The organism is Nocardia carnea NBRC 14403 (assembly GCF_000308515.1).
Lineage (GTDB): Bacteria > Actinomycetota > Actinomycetes > Mycobacteriales > Mycobacteriaceae > Nocardia > Nocardia carnea.
In genome coordinates this window covers 133,996-151,347 of sequence record NZ_BAFV01000124.1, presented here as the reverse complement: position 1 = coordinate 151,347, position 17,352 = coordinate 133,996, and the positions used below count along the sequence as shown (strand labels likewise).

The following is a 17,352-nucleotide window of genomic DNA, read 5'->3' as shown; positions in this document are numbered from 1 at the left end:
CATCCAGGCCGATTCCTCCGGTGGCAGCAATCTCGACCTCGGTGCCCTGCCGGCGCCGATCGCCGAGATCGTGCGTTTCGCCTACGGCGACGCCACCGGCCGGATCTTCCTGATCGCGGCCTTCGCGACCGCCGTGGCGTTGCTGGCGGCGATCCTGCTGCCGAACCGCCCACTGCGCCGCACGATCGATATCCAGCCGGCCACAGACCCCGCAGCCGCCACCGATATGGAGGCGAAGCCGGAGATCCCGGACGATATCGCCGAGCTCGATACCGCGGCGTACGCCGTAGCCGAGCCCGCGGCCCGCGATACCGGCTACGAGGCGCCGCGGACCGATCGCGTACCGGTCGCTGTCGGCGCACCCGCCGGGCCGGCCCCGGCCGACCGGAACGGACACGGCGGCTACTCGGCCGCCGGTATGGCGAAAACACTGCCCGCCGCCGGCTTCTCCGAAGGCGGATCCGGCCGGCCCGCGGTCGAAGGGCGGATCCGCCGCGAGGACGGCCGGCCGGTACCGGGCGTCGCCCTCACCCTGATCGACCAGCGCGGCCAGCAGGTCGCCCGGGCGATCGGGACATCCGACGGCGGCTATTCGATCGACGCACCCGGCCCCGGGAACTATGTGCTGATCGCCTCCGCCGCCGGGCACGGGCCTGCCGCGGTCAATGTGGCCGTCGCCGACCGCCCGGTCCGCACCGATCTCACGCTCACCGGGCTCGGCGAACTGTCGGGTATCGTCCGGCGCGCGCCCGCCGGGGAACCGCTGGCCGGTGCGACCGTGACGGTGACCGATCAACGCGGTGAGGTCGTGGCCTCGGCCGCCTCCGACGGCACCGGTTCCTACCTCTGCCACGGTGTGGTCCCGGGGACCTATACCCTGGTCGCCGTCGCCGAACATATGCGACCCAGCGCCACCGCCCTGACCGTGCCGGACAGCGGCCTGCTGCGCCACGATATCGAGCTCTCGCCGATGGCCGTGCTCACCGGATCGGCGCGGTCGGCGAGCGGACGGTCGCTGGAAGATATCCAGATCACCGTGCTCGACGCCGCGGGCGAGGTGAACGCCACCGTGCGGACCGACGAAAACGGCCGCTACGTCGTGACCGATCTACCCGAAGGGCAGTACACGGTCGTTGCCCGCGGTTACCCGCCGATCACCGGCCAGGTCGCGGTGACCGGCGCGCAAGCGGACTTCGACGTGCGGCTCGGCTACGACACCGAGGAGCACTCATGACCGGACTCACCGCTCGAATTCGCAATGCCGAGAACTGGCCGGTACCGGAGGCAGTACTGACCGTCACCGACAGCACCGGCCGCCAGATCGGCCGGGCGGTCGCCGACGACACCGGTGCCGTCACCACCGCTACGCTGCCGCCGGGCCTGCACACCGCCGTGCTCACCGCGCCCGGCTACCAGCCGGTGGCCCGGACCGCCCAGATCTCGTCCACCGGCACCGGCACGCTCGGCGATATCACGCTGGTGGCCGTGGCGGAAACGGTGGCGCTGCCGCTGTCGGGTCCGTGGACGATCGACCCGGTGCATTCGACCGTGATCGCGACCGCCCGCCATCTCGGTATCTCGAGTATCAAGGCGCGGTTCGCCGAGGTCAGCGGACGCCTCGATATCGGTGAGCCGTTCGAGCGGTCCACCGGCTACGCCGAGATCAAGGCGTCGTGTATCGACACCGGTATCGCCATGCGCGACGACCACCTGCGGTCGGCCGATTTCCTCGACGTCGAACGGTTCCCGCTGATCTCGTTCACCGGTAACGGCCTGCGGCGCACGGGTAGCGATACCTGGACCATGCCGGGGGAACTGACCCTGCACGGCCAGCGCCGGACCGTCGATCTCGATATCACCTACGGCGGCTTCGGCCCCGATCCCTGGGGTGGCGTCCGCGCCGCGTTCCACGCCGAAACGATATTGCGCCGCGACGATTTCGCGATCGATTACAACGCGATGGTGCGGGCCGGCGTGGCAGCCGTGGGTACGACCGTCAAGCTCGACCTGGATATCCAGGTGGTCCAGGGCGACCGGTTGCCGCAGATGTAGTGCCGGGCGGGTGCCGGCTCGGTCGGCACCCGCTCAGTCGAGGTTGCGGATCACCCGCGCCGGGTTACCCACCGCGACCACGTTCGCGGGCAGGTCGCGAGTGACCACCGCACCGGCGCCGACCACGGTGTTCGCTCCGATGGAAACCCCGCCCAGCACGATGACACCGCCGCCGAGCCAGACATTGTCGCCGATCGTGATCGGTTCGGCCGCTTCCCATTTCGCGCGACGCAGCTCCGGATCCAAGGGATGGGTCGGCGTCAGCAGCTGGACGTTGGGCCCGATCTGCACATCGTCGCCGAGGGTGATGGCCGCGACGTCGAGGGCGACGAGCCCGAAATTGGCGAAACAACCCGTTCCGATGGTGATGTTGCTGCCGTAATCCACCCGCAGTGGCGGCCGGATCTCGGTGTCCTCCCCCACCGCCCCGAGCAGTTCGGTGAGTATCTTGCGCTGCCGCGCGGGATCCCGGGCCGGGGTGCTGTTGTAGGACTCCGTCAATTCCATCGCGCGCAGGCTCTGTTCCCTGATCTCGGGATCGTCGGCCAGGTACAGCTCACCGGCGAGCATGCGCTCGCGCATCGATTTCTCGTCACCCATCTGTCGAGGGTATCCGGGTGCGAATACCGCACCTGGCCTCGGCGGGCGGACCGGTGCCGGCCACCGGGAAGCGGTGCCCACCGCTGCGGGTGTCTCCGGAACCTATCCGGCGACCGACCGGATCGACAACCGTTGTTCGGACCCACCGCCGAGATCACGATGCCGAGCGCGCACGGCCGCAACACGCGGGAGACCTACTGCACCGAGGTCTTGCGCACGGGCGCGAGGAGCGACGGTATGTGGGAGCATCGGATATCTCGACGCCACCGTCCGCGAGGAGCAGATCCGTGCCGATGATCGAATTTCCCGCACCACGCGGTCCGCTGCCCGGATACCTTTCCGTGCCGGAGTCCGGTGGACCGTGGCCGGCGGTGGTGGTCGTGCACGATGCGTTCGGGCTCAGCGACGATATCCGGCGTATCACCGACCGTTTCGCGGCCCACGGCTATCTTGCGCTCGCCCCCGCACTGTTCCGGCGCGGTAGCCGGGTCGGCTGTGTGGTGCGCACCTTCCGGGCTCTGGCCGCGGGGGACGGTGACGCCGTCGACGATATCGTCGCCGCCCGCGATCATCTGGCCGCCGACCGGCGGAGCACCGGCCGGGTGGCCTCGGCCGGGTTCTGCATGGGCGGTGGATTCTGCCTGCTGCTGGCGCCTCGCGGCGTATTCGACGCGACCGCACCCAATTACGGTGTCGTGCCGCAGGGCGTGGACGCATTACGCGACGCCTGCCCGACCGTGGCCAGCTACGGGGCGCGCGACCGCATGCTGCCCGGCGCCGCGGCGAAGCTCGAGAAGGTACTCACCGCCGGTGGCGTACCGCACGATGTGCACGAATACCCGGGTGTGGGCCATTCGTTCATGAACAATTGGCCCACACCCGCGCCGTTACGTGTGGTGGAACGTACCGCGGGACTGGCCTACTCCGAACCGGAATCCGAACACGCCTGGCACCGCATCACCGCTTTTTTCGACGCCCATCTACGCGACCCCGAGACCGACGACTGAACCCTGCCCCGAACCGCGGCCGCACTATCCCGCGATGCGGACTACATCAGCATCATCGCGCCGAACATCAACATCATAAAACCCAGGAATCGGGATCCCATCGCGCTCTCCTATCGTTTTCCACGGAGCGCCGCATCCTGCGGGCTTTCATACCGTCATCTAACGGTACGTTGTTCACCGATATGGATTTGCGATTGTCTTCCCTGTCACGGTAAGTATCGACACTGCCGGCACCGCATGCCGCGTATCCGAACCCGCCGTGCGAGTGACCGCAGTCGACTCCCGTACCTCCCGAACCCACGAGCACGGACCCGGTATCCGAACTTCCGGATACCAGGCCCGTGGTTCACCTCGGGCTCCACCGTTCCGCCGCAGCAGCCGGGAACCGGGCCGGCGGGGTCGCCTGTTCGAGGGCTACTGCGGCGCGAGCACAGTAATCAGTCGCGTTCGGCGGTTCCGCGAACGACACCGGTGTTCGCGTCGACCGATACCTCGTACTCCACCCCGTCCGGCGTCACGACCTCCACCTCCCACACCGTGGTGTGGTGCTCGGAATCGAGTTCTGCCGACACCGCCGCGCTGCCGGGGACCGCGGAAACCGCGGTGTCCATGGCCGTCTGCCGATCGATACCCGGATCGGCCACCAGCGCCCACGGCGCGCCGTCGTCGCCGGCACCGGGGCCGGTGGCGACCGCGGCGACACCGAGGCAGGCGCCGGCTGCCACCGCCGCCACTACCGCGCCGACCAGTAACCAGCGCATGGCCGAAGCCGCGTGGCGGAAATATGTTCCCATGGTGCAAACCTCCTGTATGAGCGAATGTTTCACCACTGTGGCAAATGGATCCTGAAACCCGCCTGAAGCCACCTGAAGATCGTTTCAGCAAAGATCTGCCACTCTTGACGCATGCGTCTGCTGATCGTGGAGGACGAGAAGCGTCTGGCCCACACACTGGCAAAAGGCCTGTGCGCCGAGGGATTCGCCGTGGACGTGGTCCACGACGGTGTCTCCGGTCTGCACCAGGCCACCAGTACTGATTACGACCTGATCGTCCTCGACATCATGCTGCCGGGGATGAACGGCTACCGGGTCTGCGAAACATTGCGTGCCGCGGGGCACGAGACGCCTGTGCTGATGCTCACCGCCAAGGACGGCGAATACGACGAGGCCGAGGGCCTCGATACCGGCGCGGACGACTACCTGCGCAAACCGTTCTCGTATGTGGTGCTGGTGGCCCGGATCAGGGCGTTGCTGCGCCGCCGGACCCGCGGCGGCGCCCGGGTGTTGCGCGTGGGTGATCTGCTGGTGGATCCGAGCAGTCATACCTGCCGCCGCGGTGACCGGGATGTCACGCTCACCGCCAAAGAGTTCGCGGTACTGGAACATCTCGCGGTGCGGGCCGGGGAAGTGGTTTCCAAGGCCGATATCCTCTGCCATGTCTGGGATTTCGCCTACGACGGCGACCCGAACATCGTGGAGGTCTATATCAGCGCCCTGCGCCGCAAGATCGACGCACCCTTCGGCTGCCGCACAATCCATACGGTGCGTGGCGCGGGATACCGGTTGGCGGGCGACCGTGGCTGAGCGCACCCCGCGCCGCCGGTGGTGGAGTTCGGTGCGGGCCCGCACCACCACCGCCGCCACGGCTGTCGTGGCCGTGGCATTGGTGGCGGCGGGCCTGATCGTGCTCGTTGTACTGCGGGACAACCTCGTCGAGAGTGCGAGCACGCAGGCCGAGCACACGGCGCGCGATATTGCCGACCGGATCGGCCGCGGCACCGATCTCGCGGCAGTGCGGTTCCCCGATCCGGACGACGAACCGGTGCAGATCGTCGCACCGGACGGCCGGGTACTCGCCGCCGACGAGGAACTGCGCGGCAGGCGGCCGATGGCCGATTTCGGTCCGTACGAAGCGGACGAATCCGGCCCGGACGACGACGAGCCCGAGGACGACGAGGAAGAGAACGAGAACGACGAGGAAGAGGATGTAGACGAAGCGGACGACGATTCGGACGAGGAATCCGACAGCGACACCCCGGACGCCGCCACCGCCGCGGGTATCGCCGCATCACCGGGAAGCAGTGTCGCGGCGGCGCCGTCGACCACCGACGCCGTCGTGGGCGAGGCATATCTGCGGGTCGGCGATGCTTCGGCTCCCGACCATTTCCGGGTCGCCGCACTTGCCGCGACCACCGCCGACGGGCAACCGGTCACCGTCTATGCCGGTGCCGCACTCGATACCGCCGACAGCGCGGTCGCCGATGCCCGGCGCGCCATGCTGATCGGGCTGCTCCCGGTGCTGGCGGTGGTGTCGGTGGTGACCTGGTTCGTCACCCGGCGCGCGTTACGCCCGGTGGAAGCCATTCGCCGCGAACTCGCCGAGATCATGCACGGTGATCTGTCCCGGCGCGTCCCCGAACCACCGGCGCGCGACGAGATCGCCCTCCTCGCGGCGACCACCAACGACACCCTGGCGGCGCTGGAGCAGTCCGCCGACCGGCAGCGCCGGTTCATCGCCGATGCGGCGCACGAGTTGCGCACCCCGATCGCCAGTCTGCGGGCCCAGCTCGAGGTCGCGCAGGCGCATCCGGATCTGCTCGAACTCGAGGGCCTGCTCGGCGATACCGTGCGGCTGGAACATCTGGCGACGGATCTCTTGCTGCTGGCCCGCCTGGATGCCGGGGAACGGCCGCGGCCCGGCCGGGTGGATATCGCGGCACTCGTGGCCGGCGAACTGTCGCGGCGGACCGGCGACCGTGTCCCGGTCGAGACCGAGCTGCCGGACGAGCCCGTCGAGCTCACCGGTAGCGGCACCCAGCTGGCCCGTGTACTGGGCAATCTGGTCGACAACGCGCAGCGGCACACTGCGACCCTGGTTCAGGTCTCGCTGGAATGTGTGGACGGGGCCGCGGTGCTCGTGGTCGCCGACGACGGGGCCGGAGTACCCGAGGCGGATCGGGAACGGATATTCCAGCGTTTCGTCCGGCTCGACGAGGCCCGCAGCCGCGACGAGGGCGGAGCCGGGCTGGGGTTGGCCATCGTCCGTGATGTGGTCGAACGACACGGCGGGTCCATCCGGGTCGAGAACGGTGTACCGGGCGGGGCTCGTTTCGTGGTCTCGATCCCGCTGGCCCGATAACCGCCGGTCGCGTTCGCTCAGGCCGCCATCGGGGCAGCGGTGTCCGGTTCGGCGAGGGCCTGTTCGCGCAGAGTTTCGAGGGTTTTGCCGAGGATCCGGGAGACCTGCATCTGCGAAATACCCAGCCGCTGCGCGATCTGGTTCTGGGTCATATTGCCGAAGTAGCGCCAGACGAGGATCTGGCGTTCGCGCCGCGGCAACTGTTCGATGAGCGGGCGTACCGCCATGGCATCCTCGAGCAGCCCGAAGCAGGGTTCTTCGGTGCCCAGCTTGGTGAGCACCGCCGGGGGCGGGGTCTCGTCGTCGTGTTCGCGGACCGCGGCGTCCAGGGAGTTGCTGGTATGCCCGTTACCGGCAATCAGCGCCTGGGTGACCTCGGTCAGCTCGGCCCCGACTTCCGCGGCGATCTCGCGGGCGGTCGGTGTCCGGCCGAGCCGCTGGAACAGTACTTCGGAGGCCGGGCCGATGCGCAGATGCAGTTCCTTGGTACCGCGCGGCACCCGCACGGCCCAGGTGTGGTCGCGGAAATGCCGGCGCACCTCGCCCATGATGGTGGGCACGGCAAACGACAGGAACGAACTCCCCCGGCTCACATCGAAGCGGTCCACGGCCTGCACCAGACCCATCCGGGCGATTTGGAGCAGATCGTCGAATGCCTCGCCGCGACCGCTGAACCGCCGGGCGATATGGTCGGCGAGCGGTAGGCCCAGATGCACGATTTCGGTGCGGATTTCCTGGCAGCGTGGATCGTCGGCTTCCAGGCCCGCCAGCTTGTCGAACCAGGGTTCGAGATTGTCGTAGCTGTCCCCGCCGCGCGGCCGTCCGGGGCGGGCATTGCGGCTCGCGGGTGTGTCGATGGTGACTGCGGTCGTTTCCTTCATCGGTGGCTCCTCGGGTCTTCCCAATCGGCTCGCTGATCGGCTCGACTTCCTTCAGAACTACCCGATTCGACGTGATCGAAACGTGACCTACCGGCCGGTACCCGCTACCGGTGGCCCGCACGCCGGCCGAGAAAGTCGCGAAAAACGCTGTACCCAGCGGTGGTTCACGTTCGACCGCAGACGCGCCGAGACAGTGGGCGACAGGACCGCAACGAGGCCCGCTCGGGGTGTCTACCAGCCCCCGATGTGCACGATCCGATCGAGATCGGCCCGCGCAGCGGGTTTGAAATCTGTGCCCACTGTATAGGCCACCGGGAGCAGCGCCCCCTGCGAGACCTTGTCGTAGGGAATACCGAGAATTTCCGCCGCTTCCCGCTCGTACCGCAAATGCAGTGTCGTCCACGATGTTCCGAGTCCGCGCGAACGCGCCGCCAGGCAGAAGCTCCACGCCGCGGGAAACAGCGACCCCCAATACGACGCGCTCTCCGCGCTCGACGCGTTGTCCAGGCGGCCCGACTGGCAGGGGATCACCAGAGTCGGCACCTCGCCCATCTTCTCGGCCAGATATCGCGCGGAGTCCGCGACTCGCTGCCGGGCCGCATCCGCTTCGGAATCACCGCTGAGCTGGTTACCGGGAAAATACCGGGACGACGCATATTCCTCGAATGCCTTGCGGTAGAGCTCGCCGAGGGACCGGCGCTGCCCGGGATCGGTGACGACGACCCAGTGCCAGCCCTGCCGGTTCGACCCACTCGGCGCCTGCACCGCCAGTTCGATACATTCCCGCACCACCTCTAGCGGGACCTCACGCTCGAGATCGAGCCGTTTACGTACCGCTCGCGTGGTCGACAGTAGTTCGTCCGTGGTCAGGTCCAGTTCCCTCGGCACAGCAGACTCCTTCGTTGCGATACGGCACGGTCGGGGTTGGGCCGGAACACCCGGCGTGGGTCACGGCCGCCTTCCGGCGAAGATACTCCGGGCACGCTCCGCCGGTACAGCCGTCGCCGGGCATCGCGAACTCCGGCCGAACAGGAGCCGGCGCCGGCCCGGCGACGATTCCCCGGCCGGGGCGCCGCTACGAATGATGCTCACCGTGCCGGATTTCGTCGCGCGGTGCGGCGTAGCGAACGGTCTCCCAGACGATCAGCAGGACGAGGACCGCGCACAGGATCGCCAGGGCGGCGAGCGCGGGCAGTACCGCCGCCAACGGGATCAGTGCGAGCAGGACCACGATCGCGACAACGCGGGATACGGTGACCTCCCCGGTGGCGTAGGCCTTGCCACCGACGAGCCCGATGAGGAACAGCGCGACACCGCCGTAGAGGGCGAACAACGGTATCCCGTACAGCGCGTCGGTGAGCCGGTGATGCGAACTGTCCCCGACGTAGTACAGCACTTTCTTCAGGCCCAGAGACAGTGCGATCACGCCGGCGATCATCGGGAAGTGCCAGTACGTATAGCAGTTCCGGGCGATCTTGATCTGCCGTTCCCCGTCGGCCGCGGCCAGCGCGTGCTCCACCGACAGCGCCGCGACGTCGAAGTACGCCCACCACAGCAGCCCGGAGATGGCCAGGCCCAGCAGCGAGCCCACGGTGATCGGCCACGAGATGGGCAGCGCGGCGACCCCGATTCCGATCGAAACGATGGATTCCCCCAGCGCCACGATGACGATCAACCCGTAGCGCTCGGAGAAATGCTTGGCCGAGTTGACCCGCCAGCCGTTCCCGGAGAGCAGGGTCCAGGCCATATCGCCCACCACCGCGGCGATCCACAACCAGATCTGCGCGGCTCCCGAGGTGGTCGCCGCGACCACCAGCAGTGCGGTGCCGATGGTGATCGACCCCAGCCCCCAGCGGATCACCTGCCCACGCAACTGTGGGTCGTGTGCGCTGACCAGCCAGAACATACCCAGGTGGACGAGCCGGGCCACCAGATAGGCCAGCGCGAACACCAGCGGTCCCGACCAGCCGCCGGGCAGGTCGTGGAAGGCCTCGGGAATGGTCAGCGCGGCGATGAAGGCGGCGCCCATGGCCGTGAACACGGCCACCCGGGCCAGGCCTTCGTCGGCCCGCACCACATTGCCCAGCCAGCTGTAGGCGATCCACACCCACCACATCACCGCCAGGACCAGCAGCGCCCGCAGCATGTTCACGGCCGAGGTCTCCTCGGCGGCCAGATCGGTGACCTTGGTGAGGGCGAAGACCACCACCAGATCGAAGAACAGTTCCAGCTGGGTGACCGCGGCTCCCTGGGCGACCGGCTGCAGGCGCATCCGCTTGGCTCCACTCATACGGCAAATACTTGCACCCGGCGCCGCCGGTCGCAGCTCTGCCGGGCCCCGCACGCATGTTTCGACCGCCGGAAATCGGACACGCGGTCGGTGGAGGATGCCGGCGCGGATCCCACGGCCCGGCACCCCGACGAGAAGGGAGGTTCGATGAGCACCCGCGATACGATCGCCCAGCTGAATCAGGACATCACCACCGCCGAGGACGCAGGTGACGAGGCCACCGCGGCCCGGCTCCGGCGGGAACTCGAAACCGCTCTGCGGGACGCCAAGGATCCGAAGGGATCCGCCGATGCCGAATAGTTCCCCCACGAGAACCACTCGGTGATCGACCGGGTGACCTGCCTACACGGGCGGGCCACTCGGCGGATTCCACCGATTCCGGAACCGGGGCGCACCCTCGTGCAATACCCGCGTCACGTCGGGTCGACCGGTCGATGACCATACTGTGCACCCACCGGATATGATCTTGATCGGGTCGGGGGCGGCGAGTAGTGCGTACATCATGGTGCCTCGTCGAACGATTCACGAGTTCTCCCCCCATCCACTCATGCGATCGATATCGATGGAGGAATTGTCATGTCCAGACGCACGCCCGGATCCCGGGTCCGGAACCTGCTCACCGGGTTCGTCGTGGCCGGATGCGCCGTACTCGCACTGTCGGGGTGTTCCGGCACGGATTCGTCGGGTTCCGCGAGCCCGGCCCCGGAGACCACCGTTCCGGGCCAGAACGGAGCCGACGCGGGCGGCGACGTATCCTTCGACGCCGAGATCGGCCAGTGTGTGACCCTGTCGGGAACCATGATGGACGCCGAAATCGATCACGCCGAATGCGGTAGCGAAAAGTCGAACTACAAGGTCGTCGCCAAGGCGCCGACCCAGGACGAGTGCGCCGGCGACGTCGACCAGACCTACTACGTCACCCTCGGTGGCGAGGAACAGGGCGCCCTGTGCCTCGATATCGACTGGGTCGTCGGCCAGTGCATGACCATTCCGGCCGGGATGGACAGCCCTTCGCACAGCCCGTGCACCGCGGGTAAGCCCGAAACGGTCCGGGTGCTCGCGATCCTGCCGGGCACCACCGATGAGTCCGGTTGCCCTGCGGAGGCCACCGGTTACTTCACCTACGACGAACGCAAACTCGTCACCTGCGTCGCCGAGGTCTAGCGACCCGGGCAGCGATATGTGGCCTCGGCCCACGGTCGAGGCCACCTGGCTCCCGACGGTACGGCTGCGGCGAACGCCAGGCCTGGAACACCGCAGGACGCAATCGATTCCGTCATCTCGATCGGTTCGGTACAACCCGCCCATTTCGATGCCGTACTCGGCGCCGGTTGCCTACGCTTTGTACGGGAAGCAGCCTCGCCGGTGGGCACGGAATCACCCCGACGGCGGCCCGACCGGTATCGAAACACCCCGACACCGGACCTGCGTCCGCACTACCGTCTGGAGTCCGCATGAGTTCATCCACCGTCGCCGTTGCGGTGCTGGGCGCCGGCCTGCTCGCCGAACCGATCGCGGACCGGATCGGCGCCCGGCCCGATCTGGAGCTCACCGCGCTGATCACGGGCACGCAGGTACCACCCGCCGGCACCGGATGCCTCGTCTACGTACCGTCTTTCGCCGAGATCGCCGCGGATTCACCGGCCGCGATACTGCCGCGCCTGCTACGCGAAGGGTACGACGTGATCTCCACGGCGCCGCAGAACAGCCACGGCCCCGAAGCCGCCCTCGCCGATGCCTGCCACGGCGGGAATTCGGTTTTCCATGCGACAGGCGCATTCCAGAGCACCGTTCCGGCCCGCCTCATTCGGGCGGTCACCGAGGTCACCCGCGATATTCGCCGGGTGGAGCTGGTGGAGGAACTGGATTTCACCGGGGCCGGTGTCTACCCGTGGGGTCCACCGGATGAGGTCGGGATCGGCGCCGTCGACACCGCCGTTGCCACGCGGGCCGCGGCCCTGGTGGACGGTTATTACTCGGCCGGGCTCCATGTTCTGGACGAGGCGGTTTTCGGCAGCACGACCGGCAGCACCGAAACACCGGCCGGCACGGTGGATATCGTCACCGACGAAACGGGCACGGTCGAAAAGGTGATCGTGAACCGTGATCTCGGCCCCGCGCTGAGCTACCGGTCCATCTGGTCGGCGGCCACCGCGGACCGGGCACCGCTGCGCTACCGGCTCACCACCACCACCGATACCGCGAAGGGAACGGCGAACGTCCGCTTCAAATGTATGGCGGGCGTCCATCCTGCCGACCATCTGACCTGCGTCAATGCCGTGGAAGCGATCCGGCCGGTGCATGAGCTGGCCCCCGGCGCGGTCCTGCGGGACGTATCCACCGCCCATCCCGAGCCCGAGCGGCGATTGATCGGCTGAGATCGGGTGCCGGTCCCGCCGGCCACGGCCGGTACCGTCCGCGAATTCAGGCGTCGAAGAGCAGATAGAGCCCGGTGAACGTGTAGCCGACCATGAGCAGCATGAGCGCGAGCTGGCCGGTGAGCCGATGCGCCGGCGGCAGCAGCCGCAGACAGCGATCGTGGGCGGCGGCGACACCCAGCACATGCCCCGTCACCACGGCCACGACCTTGAGGGTGCCCAGCACTGCCGGATGTGCCGACAGGAGATAGGCGACCTCCCGGTCGGCCAGGCCGAACAGGTTCCACCCGGCGCCGAACGGATCCGCGAACAGGATCACGGTGGCCTGGCTCTTCTCGACCAGGAAGCTCAGGTAGTGCGCGACCACATAGCCCGCGATGATCGGTGTCAGGGTGTACGCGAGCCGGGTCGGGAGCAGGCGGCGTTCGGCGCGGGCGAGTCCACCGGTGGCCGCGGCGGCGAACCGGAAACTCACCCCGACAGCGGCAATGAACACCAGCAGCCCGGCGGTGCCCACCATGGTGCGTCCCGAAGAACTGCCCGCATCGGCGAGCAGACTCCGCCACCATTCGAACATCGAGAAGCTGTCGAATGCGGTGGAACCCAACAGTGTCGCCGCGACCGCCACCGACCCCGGACCCACCGGGCTGCCGGCCAGATTCGCCAGCGGCGAGCGCAGGACGAACGCACCGCCGGGGCCCCGGGCCAGCGGGCTCAACCGGCCGAGGAGGCTGCTGTACACCTCCAGCGGGTCGCCGTACTCGGCCCATTCGGTGCCGAAAACGAATAAACCCACCACAGTGACGACCAGGTATCCGGCCACCCATACGGTCACGGCGGTCACCGAACCGGGATCGGGGGAGGCCAGTTCCAGCCAGACGAAGGTGAACAGCCCGAACGCCGCCGGCCATCGGCCCCACGCCCGCGGATACCGCAGCCATCCGGATTCGGGTGCGCGACCGGTGAGCGCGCACACGGCACGGTGCACGGCCCGCGCCGGGGACAGCAGCTTCCACACCGGTCCGGCGACCAGCGAGGCCACCATCACCCCGACCCAGACGAGCACGTAGACGACACCGGGCACCGGATTCGCAGCCGGATCGGCGGAACCGAATACCCCGACCGCCAGGACCAGCGCGGTCGCGGCGACGCTTCCCACGGCGACGACTGCCCGGAGAACCGGCGAATCCACAACCGCACGCACCGTCGCCGGTACCGGTTTCCCGCGCGCGGCCGGGTCCAGTCGGGGTTCGCGCCAGGCGAAGGCGAGCACCGCGAACGAAAAGGCCAGCGCCCATGCCGCGCCGATCAATGCGTAGGTCAGCGGGATCGGCAGATCCGACGCCCCGCCGATCCCGTGGGCCAGCGTTGTCACGGGCGGACGAACAGGGTCGCCACCGTGACCCCCGCATGATGCAGTTCGATCTCCACTCGCCCCGGCACCTCGACGGCGAATCGGAAACGCTGTCCTGCGCCCGGGGTGACGGCGAACGTGTGGTCGGGGTTCGCGTGCACATGCAGTTCGTCGGAGATATCGCTGTCCACGATCACTTCGACCGGCTCACCGGCCCGCGCGTCGAGCCTGCTGTCCACGGGCGACACCACCCCGTCCGCGATCCGCACGGTCAGGCGGACGCTCGCCGCCGACTCGGTCACGCCGGGGGGCTTCTCCCCACCTGGGCCCTGCGGTTCGGAGGCCGCGCAACCGGCTGTGAGCAGCCCGGCCACGAGCAGTGGCACGCATAGCCGCGATAGGGACATCAGTTCTCCTCGTCGATATCGGGCGCGGTATCCGCCTGGTGCGGCGGGGCCGGTTCGTCCTCGCCGTTCCTGCGGTCGCGCACCGCGATGAAGAGGACGACTCCGGCGATGAGAAAGGCGGGGAGGAAGGCGGGGATCGCCAACAAGATCGAGTGGTCCGCCAGGACCACCACATCGTCGTACCGGTCGTTCACGAAACCGGTGCCTGCTCCGGCGCGCGCACCCCGGACGACCGCGGGTAACGGTCGTTGATCCGGGCAGCGCCCCAGGACAACGCGGCGATCAGCGCCAGGCTGCACAGCAGCACGATCAGCGAGGCCGCGGTGAAGAGCCAGGCGGGATGATCGAACGAACGCTCCCGCTGCAATACCGTGATCTCGGCGACGAACGGGCGGGTGAACTCGTCCAGCGCCGGCACCTCCTCGGCACCGATACCGGGGTCGGCGGCCATGAAGATCGGCAGCGCGGTCTGTGTGCGCCCGTCCTGGACGCGCAGGATCGTCTTCCAGGTGCCGTGGACCGGAACCGCCTCCGTGGTCACGTAATGTCCTTCGCCCACCCGGCGCAGCTGATCCACCACGAGCCCGCGTCCCGGACTGTCACTGCCCACACCGCCCTGCCAGGCGAGGATCTGGACCCATTCGGGGTCGGCGCCGGCCAGATCGTCCGGTGTGATCCGGATATCGGCGTGGACCATGCGGCCGCCGTCCGCCGGGGCTTCCCGCAGTTGCACCGTTGCCCGGGCGTCCTGCGGGATATCGATCATCAGACCGTTGGCGGTGACCGCGGCGACCACGGCCACGGCGGCGGTGACCAGTGTGCGCCGCACAGCCGGGCGCGGTAACGGTTCCCCCAGCAGCACGGTGGCGAGCATCGCGCCGACCACGCCACCCGCGATCCCGGTGGGGATCGTCATCAGCAGTAGTTCCGGCCACATCGCCGTGGGCCATGGATCGACGAATACCGCAGCGACCCACAGGGATTCCAGCCAGATCCCGAGCGTCGCCGCCACCAGACCAGTCAGCGCGCCCCACAGGATCCGGCGCCGGGCCGCCGGTAGCAGGCAGAGAATCTCCACCACCACGGCGATCCCGAGATAGAGCGGGAAGACGTTACGCGGCGCGTCGATGATCGGCCCGCCGACCAGCCAGGCCACCACGAGCCGGACCACGGCGGCAAAACATGCCACCACCAGGGCGGCACCCGTTCCGAGGGTCATCCGGGCCGCGATCAGCGCAACGGTCGCCGCCGCCACCATCAGCATGGGCTGCAGTACGAGCCGGAACTGTTCGACGCCGAAGTCGTACTCCACCTGGAATACCGACAGCCCGATGAGCAGGCCCCCGAAGGCGAATGCCCGCATCCACCACATCCGGCGCGGCCGCGGCTCCTGCGGACTCGGACGGCTGCGCCGGCCCTCGAATTCGAGCAGCAGCACACCCATCAGGGAGAGCCCCGCACCGCCGATGAGCATCAGATGCGTCGGACCCCACAGCGTGACGTCCTGGCCGAATATGCGGTGCCACAGATCGTCGAGCGGAAACCCGATCAGGGCATACAGCCCGGCACCGGCCAGCAGGATTCCGCCGACGGGCGCGTACCAGGTGCGGGTGATCCGCACCGCCGCGGGACCGGGTTTCTCGTCGAGTGGCAGCACGATCGCCGCCATTCCCGCGGTGAACAGGAAGAACAGGCCCGCGAGGATGAAATAGTGCGCCGGATTGGCCAGCGGGCCCTCGTCGCGGCCGTTCCCGATGTGCAGGCTCACATCCCAGATGAAGCCGAGCAGCGCGGTGAGGATGGTGGCCAGGAACATCGCCAGCGGCAGTGCCACCCAGCCCGGCTGATCGAACCAGCTGCCGAGCCGGTCCGCTACCCGCTGTAACCAGGTGATGCGGCGGGTGCGGTGGAGGTAGCCCACCCACATCAATCCGAGGGCGATCACCCCGGCCGAACCGGTCATGATGGCGACCTGATCCAGGGCGGCGCCACCACCTGCACTCCCCTGGGCAAGCGACCGCCCGATCATTTCGTGCGCACCGTTCGGCACTGGACCTCCACACCAGCCGGGATATATGTGACGAAAAGTAGCATGAAATACGGCTGGGGGCGCGATGTTCACACAAGACGGCAAAGACAGTTCGCCGCAATGCTATTCGCCGCGGACTCGCCACCTCCATCGAAGCCACACCCGCACCCCATCCGACCGATTACGATCACGGCCGGCCACGGCACCCGGCACGGGCGATATCCGCGACGGCACCGGGATCGAACGATCTCCACCGACCCCGGCCACCGCAATCGACCGATCAGTCGCGGAAGGCGTCCTTCACCTTCTCACCGGCGTCCTTCAGATTCGATTTGACCTGATCGGCCTTACCTTCGTTCTTCTTGTCCTCGTCACCGGTGGCCTCGCCGAACTTCTCCTTGGCCTGACCGGCGAGCTCCTCGGCCTTGTTGCTGGCCTTGTCGGTTCCGCTCACAGCCGGACTCCTCTCGTCGGGGCGACCGGCCTGCCCGATCCGGCCGGTCTACGGCGCGGGTAACCCATCGACCGGCCCGTAAACAGCAGGGAGACGATGGGGTCAGACCGGGTGGCCCGGTTCCAGATCCGCGACGTGGTGATAGCGCAGTGCGCCCGGCTCCGACTGCCGGACCTTCCCCGTCTCCGGCGCAAGCACCAAACCCATATGGTCGCCGAAATCGTGCCGGGCGAGAACACGACCGCAGAACCAGGCCGCGGCATCGTCCAACACCGGCACATCATGCGGACCGGCCCGCCACGAGCAGTGCGCGAACTTATCGATCTCGTCGCCCGTCTCCCCGCCGAAGAGCATCGCCAGCGAGGCATGGTCGCTGCCGATCAGATGCACACCCACGAACTCCGTGCGCTGCGCGAGACGGTAGGTGTGGTTGACCTCGGACAAGCACACCAGGAACCGCCGCGGTTCGATCGCCACCTGCCCGGCGAACCCCACCAGACACCCGGCCCGCTGCCCATCGGCGGTGAGGGTCACCACGAACACCGGCGGATCGGCCGCGGCGATCAGAGCGTCGAAGAAATTCTCCGGCATGTGCTGTGTATAGCAGGCAGCCGGGCTCGAGGCCCCACGGCTCGCGCCGGTGACGGCGCATCTCCCGCACTCGACCGCAGGACGCCATCTGAAAGTTCGGTCGACGAGTCATCTGCGAGTTCCCGATGCCGGCCCCCTTCCAACGAACCGCACCATCGGGTGACAGATCGA

19 protein-coding genes are annotated in these 17,352 nt (G+C 68.2%); 8 read left to right on the top strand and 11 right to left on the bottom strand.

Features of this window, described 5'->3' with window-relative positions:
• Both ON22_RS32805 and ON22_RS32800 read left to right on the top strand, forming a co-directional pair.
• Window positions 1-1,234: MSCRAMM family protein (locus ON22_RS32805; RefSeq protein WP_169332492.1), on the top strand; the 1,234-nt coding region annotated here is incomplete at its 5' end.
• The gene (locus tag ON22_RS32800) at window positions 1,231-2,052 is read left to right on the top strand and encodes a YceI family protein (RefSeq protein WP_033242810.1); all 822 of its coding nucleotides are present in this window, start codon (window positions 1,231-1,233) and stop codon (window positions 2,050-2,052) included. The genes ON22_RS32805 and ON22_RS32800, both read left to right, overlap by 4 nt.
• Window positions 2,053-2,085: 33 nt before the next feature.
• Here ON22_RS32800 and ON22_RS32795 read toward each other — a convergent pair whose 3' ends face one another.
• Window positions 2,086-2,652, bottom strand: coding sequence for a sugar O-acetyltransferase (locus ON22_RS32795; protein WP_197039634.1), 567 nt, complete (start codon window positions 2,650-2,652; stop codon window positions 2,086-2,088).
• Window positions 2,653-2,945: 293 nt separating this feature from the next.
• Between ON22_RS32795 and ON22_RS32790 the strand changes: the two genes are divergently transcribed.
• On the top strand, window positions 2,946-3,659 hold the full coding sequence (locus ON22_RS32790; RefSeq protein ID WP_033243073.1) for a dienelactone hydrolase family protein: 714 nt from the start codon (window positions 2,946-2,948) through the stop codon (window positions 3,657-3,659).
• 437 nt (window positions 3,660-4,096) lie between these two features.
• On the opposite strand, the gene ON22_RS32785 is transcribed toward ON22_RS32790, so the two are convergent.
• Complete coding sequence (locus tag ON22_RS32785; RefSeq protein WP_081596002.1) at window positions 4,097-4,453, bottom strand: PepSY domain-containing protein; 357 nt, start codon at window positions 4,451-4,453, stop codon at window positions 4,097-4,099.
• A gap of 111 nt (window positions 4,454-4,564) precedes the next feature.
• On the opposite strand from ON22_RS32785, the gene ON22_RS32780 reads away from it, so the two are divergent.
• Both ON22_RS32780 and ON22_RS32775 read left to right on the top strand, forming a co-directional pair.
• Entirely contained in the window at window positions 4,565-5,242 is a 678-nt protein-coding gene (locus ON22_RS32780) for a response regulator (protein ID WP_033242808.1), read from the top strand.
• Window positions 5,235-6,797 (top strand): sensor histidine kinase, encoded by a 1,563-nt coding sequence (locus ON22_RS32775; protein WP_051158387.1) that lies wholly within the window; start codon window positions 5,235-5,237, stop codon window positions 6,795-6,797. The genes ON22_RS32780 and ON22_RS32775 overlap by 8 nt, the downstream gene beginning before the upstream one ends.
• Before the next feature lie 17 nt (window positions 6,798-6,814).
• On the opposite strand, the gene ON22_RS32770 is transcribed toward ON22_RS32775, so the two are convergent.
• The 3 genes from ON22_RS32770 to ON22_RS32760 form a co-directional block, all read right to left on the bottom strand.
• Entirely contained in the window at window positions 6,815-7,678 is an 864-nt protein-coding gene (locus ON22_RS32770) for an RNA polymerase sigma factor SigF (RefSeq protein ID WP_081596001.1), read from the bottom strand.
• 231 nt (window positions 7,679-7,909) lie between these two features.
• Complete coding sequence (locus ON22_RS32765) at window positions 7,910-8,566, bottom strand: nitroreductase family protein (RefSeq protein ID WP_051158380.1); 657 nt, start codon at window positions 8,564-8,566, stop codon at window positions 7,910-7,912.
• Between the two features lie 187 nt (window positions 8,567-8,753).
• Entirely contained in the window at window positions 8,754-9,968 is a 1,215-nt protein-coding gene (locus tag ON22_RS32760; protein ID WP_033242807.1) for a low temperature requirement protein A, read from the bottom strand.
• Window positions 9,969-10,115: 147 nt separating this feature from the next.
• Between ON22_RS32760 and ON22_RS32755 the strand changes: the two genes are divergently transcribed.
• The 3 genes from ON22_RS32755 to ON22_RS32745 all read left to right on the top strand — a co-directional run bounded on the left by ON22_RS32755 (window position 10,116) and on the right by ON22_RS32745 (window position 12,346).
• Window positions 10,116-10,268: a hypothetical protein gene (locus tag ON22_RS32755; protein WP_156052235.1), complete on the top strand. Its 153-nt coding sequence runs from the start codon at window positions 10,116-10,118 to the stop codon at window positions 10,266-10,268.
• 276 nt (window positions 10,269-10,544) lie between these two features.
• A complete protein-coding gene (lppU, locus tag ON22_RS32750; protein ID WP_051158379.1) occupies window positions 10,545-11,132 on the top strand; it encodes an LppU family putative lipoprotein in 588 nt (195 codons plus the stop codon).
• Between the two features lie 290 nt (window positions 11,133-11,422).
• The gene (locus tag ON22_RS32745) at window positions 11,423-12,346 is read left to right on the top strand and encodes a hypothetical protein (protein WP_033242805.1); all 924 of its coding nucleotides are present in this window, start codon (window positions 11,423-11,425) and stop codon (window positions 12,344-12,346) included.
• Window positions 12,347-12,392: 46 nt separating this feature from the next.
• On the opposite strand, the gene ON22_RS32740 is transcribed toward ON22_RS32745, so the two are convergent.
• The 6 genes from ON22_RS32740 to ON22_RS32715 all read right to left on the bottom strand — a co-directional run bounded on the left by ON22_RS32740 (window position 12,393) and on the right by ON22_RS32715 (window position 17,181).
• Window positions 12,393-13,721 carry a hypothetical protein gene (locus ON22_RS32740; RefSeq protein WP_033242804.1) on the bottom strand — a complete coding sequence of 443 codons (1,329 nt, stop codon included), beginning with the start codon at window positions 13,719-13,721 and terminating at the stop codon, window positions 12,393-12,395.
• Window positions 13,718-14,107, bottom strand: coding sequence for a hypothetical protein (locus tag ON22_RS32735; protein WP_033242803.1), 390 nt, complete (start codon window positions 14,105-14,107; stop codon window positions 13,718-13,720). The genes ON22_RS32740 and ON22_RS32735 overlap by 4 nt, the downstream gene beginning before the upstream one ends.
• Window positions 14,107-14,301, bottom strand: a complete 195-nt coding sequence (locus ON22_RS32730) for a hypothetical protein (protein WP_033242802.1) — start codon at window positions 14,299-14,301, stop codon at window positions 14,107-14,109. Before ON22_RS32730 ends, ON22_RS32735 begins: the two co-directional genes overlap by 1 nt.
• Entirely contained in the window at window positions 14,298-16,136 is a 1,839-nt protein-coding gene (locus ON22_RS32725; protein ID WP_033243068.1) for a hypothetical protein, read from the bottom strand. The genes ON22_RS32730 and ON22_RS32725 overlap by 4 nt, the downstream gene beginning before the upstream one ends.
• Window positions 16,137-16,416: 280 nt before the next feature.
• On the bottom strand, window positions 16,417-16,590 hold the full coding sequence (locus ON22_RS32720; protein WP_033242801.1) for a CsbD family protein: 174 nt from the start codon (window positions 16,588-16,590) through the stop codon (window positions 16,417-16,419).
• 102 nt (window positions 16,591-16,692) lie between these two features.
• On the bottom strand, window positions 16,693-17,181 hold the full coding sequence (locus ON22_RS32715) for a flavin reductase family protein (protein ID WP_033242800.1): 489 nt from the start codon (window positions 17,179-17,181) through the stop codon (window positions 16,693-16,695).
• Window positions 17,182-17,352: the final 171 nt, after the last annotated feature.

Bases quoted from the DNA above. Each gene is read 5' to 3' on its own strand.
- ON22_RS32800 (WP_033242810.1), top strand. From the start codon at position 1,231: ATGACCGGACTCACCGCTCGAATTCGCAATGCCGAGAACTGGCCGGTA.
- ON22_RS32795 (WP_197039634.1), bottom strand. From the start codon at position 2,652: ATGGGTGACGAGAAATCGATGCGCGAGCGCATGCTCGCCGGTGAGCTG.
- ON22_RS32790 (WP_033243073.1), top strand. From the start codon at position 2,946: ATGATCGAATTTCCCGCACCACGCGGTCCGCTGCCCGGATACCTTTCC.
- ON22_RS32785 (WP_081596002.1), bottom strand. From the start codon at position 4,453: ATGGGAACATATTTCCGCCACGCGGCTTCGGCCATGCGCTGGTTACTG.
- ON22_RS32780 (WP_033242808.1), top strand. From the start codon at position 4,565: ATGCGTCTGCTGATCGTGGAGGACGAGAAGCGTCTGGCCCACACACTG.
- ON22_RS32770 (WP_081596001.1), bottom strand. From the start codon at position 7,678: ATGAAGGAAACGACCGCAGTCACCATCGACACACCCGCGAGCCGCAAT.
- ON22_RS32760 (WP_033242807.1), bottom strand. From the start codon at position 9,968: ATGAGTGGAGCCAAGCGGATGCGCCTGCAGCCGGTCGCCCAGGGAGCC.
- ON22_RS32755 (WP_156052235.1), top strand. From the start codon at position 10,116: ATGAGCACCCGCGATACGATCGCCCAGCTGAATCAGGACATCACCACC.
- lppU (WP_051158379.1), top strand. From the start codon at position 10,545: ATGTCCAGACGCACGCCCGGATCCCGGGTCCGGAACCTGCTCACCGGG.
- ON22_RS32745 (WP_033242805.1), top strand. From the start codon at position 11,423: ATGAGTTCATCCACCGTCGCCGTTGCGGTGCTGGGCGCCGGCCTGCTC.
- ON22_RS32735 (WP_033242803.1), bottom strand. From the start codon at position 14,107: ATGTCCCTATCGCGGCTATGCGTGCCACTGCTCGTGGCCGGGCTGCTC.
- ON22_RS32725 (WP_033243068.1), bottom strand. From the start codon at position 16,136: ATGATCGGGCGGTCGCTTGCCCAGGGGAGTGCAGGTGGTGGCGCCGCC.
- ON22_RS32715 (WP_033242800.1), bottom strand. From the start codon at position 17,181: ATGCCGGAGAATTTCTTCGACGCTCTGATCGCCGCGGCCGATCCGCCG.